Origin of the sequence: Bacteroides acidifaciens, assembly GCF_024623065.1 — a bacterium.
Classification (GTDB): domain Bacteria; phylum Bacteroidota; class Bacteroidia; order Bacteroidales; family Bacteroidaceae; genus Bacteroides; species Bacteroides acidifaciens.
Window position 1 is genome coordinate 1 of record NZ_JANJZR010000158.1, and the last position, 2,458, is coordinate 2,458.

General features: G+C 32.4%; 3 protein-coding genes. All 3 read left to right on the top strand.

Features of this window, described 5'->3' with window-relative positions; translation table 11 throughout:
- The first annotated feature begins 206 nt into the window (after nt 1–206).
- The 3 genes from NSB03_RS20325 (at nt 207) to NSB03_RS20335 (ending at nt 2,313) form a co-directional block, all read left to right on the top strand.
- The gene (locus NSB03_RS20325; RefSeq protein WP_257466620.1) at nt 207–584 is read left to right on the top strand and encodes a hypothetical protein; all 378 of its coding nucleotides are present in this window, start codon (nt 207–209) and stop codon (nt 582–584) included.
- Nucleotides 581–1,279, top strand: coding sequence for a PM0109 family protein (locus NSB03_RS20330; RefSeq protein ID WP_024988870.1), 699 nt, complete (start codon nt 581–583; stop codon nt 1,277–1,279). The genes NSB03_RS20325 and NSB03_RS20330 overlap by 4 nt, the downstream gene beginning before the upstream one ends.
- Before the next feature lie 218 nt (nt 1,280–1,497).
- On the top strand, nt 1,498–2,313 hold the full coding sequence (locus NSB03_RS20335; protein ID WP_257466621.1) for a hypothetical protein: 816 nt from the start codon (nt 1,498–1,500) through the stop codon (nt 2,311–2,313).
- Nucleotides 2,314–2,458 lie beyond the last annotated feature (145 nt).

A 2,458-nucleotide genomic window follows, 5' to 3' on the forward strand; every position in this document is an offset into this window, starting at 1 on the left:
GGGCATTGGCGGCTGTCGGGGATACCTTGGGTATTAAACTTAAACATAATGCTGCTTAATTTTGATTAGTTACTTATGAGTTTTGGTCACATTGGGATAATACTGGTACAGATAACAATACTTATGTAGAGCCTGATTTATTTATACGTTTTGAAGAATTTGATGTAATTATTGAGGCGAAATACGGAGATTATGGTGGTCAGTATTTGAAACAATGGACTCAGGAATTAACAGCATATGATAATGAATATGGAAAAGAAGAAAAGCCTGTAATATTCATTGCAGTAGGAGGTAATATGTCAATGGATATTGAAGAGATAAAGGTACGTAGTAGAAAGCATTTAATTTTCAAATGCAATTGGCTTTCTTTGTTAATAGCTACGAACAAATATAGAAGCGAATTGAAAAGGATTAGTGTTCCTGATATGAATATTTCAGCTACACTGCGTTTACTTGATAATATAATACTGGCCTTCAATATAAATGGTGTGTATAATATAGACTGGTTCAATACCATGGCAACGGAAAAGAATATAATAAATTCATCTTCAATAGATAACTTAAAAAAATACTTTACGATATGAAAAAAGAGATTGACAATATATTCGTTGATGTAAGAAATGCATTCAGACTGCTTTCAAGATACCAGAAACGTATACTTAACATAGTAAATTATATCAGAGAACAAACACCATATACTGATATGTGGGGAAGCAAGAACTGGTATAGTGACGAGATTAAAAATAGAAGGAACAGCCCAGACAAGGAATATGCAAAATTGAATGTCTTTAAGGATATGTGGGGGCTAGACTTTCTGTATGGTCATTTCTTTGAGTATTATTTCGGAACTATAAAAATAGGGAAACATACTATAGAAATGTCAGTATTCCAGGTTTCGGATGATGGATATTTTATATCCAATGATGAGAATAAGCATATGACAGATGTTTCTTCATATGCCAATTCTGAAGTGTCGCATTCATATATAGTATTCAATGTTTCTGTATATACTACCAAATTCTCACAATTATGGTTAGGTGATCCGAATCGACCAAATGAATCACAAAAAGATTTCTTGACTCGTTTTTTGGAGTCATCAAAAGATACAATTATAACTTCAACAGATAAGGAACATACCATTTTAAAGAAATATGAGATGCAACGCTTTGCATCACAATCAGAGACGGATAAGGTAATATCAGATTTTGCTAAACTTGTGAAGGATAACACGGGTGTAAAATTCTTTAAGGAGAATTTTTATAGAAGTGATGTCTTATGAAGAAGTAACTCTTATTAACCTCCATAAAAATAAATAGTGAACTTTTGCTAATCAACATACTGAGTGCTGTTTCTTTAGAGGATTTAGTGGATGCTATGATACAGTATCTTCTGGAGTATTATGCTCTGGTTTATGAGAAGTTCAGGAGAAGATACCTGAAGTTTGGAAAGGTGAATTTGAATTTGTAATATAAGTATGAAATCTTTAGTAAAGCTAATATGATGAAAGGAAAAGATAAGTTTACATCTGCTGAAATATTAGAACTAAGAGAATTGATAGCAGAACGTCAAAATGCTTCAAGAAATTATCAAAAACAATTACGTAACAGAATGCGTAAAATAGGTTTCTTCGGAAGGGATGATTGGGGAATAATAGATTGTACTCTTGAAGATTTAGATGAACTCATTGATACCGAGAGAATAAAGATTATAGATAAGATAACATCTACAATTATTACTGACAAGAGTAAAAGTAAGAACGCCATTATTAACCAAGAAATTAATAAAAATATAGATTCAAACTGGATTAATAGAATCGATTTTGGGAAAATAGAATCGCTTAAAAATGAAGGATTTTATGGATTTGTTTCAGTTAAAAGTTTATTGAATAATCATTCGCAAATACCTACAACAAGAGGAGTATATATGGTTTTGCGTACTATTATGGATGAACCCATTTTCTTGGAGAAAGGTAGTAGTGGATATTTTAAAGGAACAGATCCTAATGTAGCAATAAAAATTTTACAGGAAAAATGGGTTTATAATACACCTGTGGTTTATATTGGTAAAGCTGGAGGTAAAAAGAATAAAACGACATTAAGAAGTCGAATATTGCAATATCTAAAATTTGGACAAGGTAAACCTGTCGGGCATAAAGGTGGACGTTATATTTGGCAGCTAAATGATTCAGAAGAACTGTTATTTTGCTGGAAACCTTTACCAACAGATGAGTCGGAAGATGTCGAATCAATGCTGATTTCAGAGTTTAAACATCAATATGCAGGGAAAAGACCTTTCGCAAATCTGAATAAATAAAATAAAATGTGCAGGGTAAAAAGCATAGAAACCATATTTGGCTATGCTTCCCTGTACAAACCCTCCTGAGTAACCATTCTATTTTCCGCCTTGACACGCATCGCAACCCAGCATATCTTTGCGGCATAACCAATTACTAACAAAG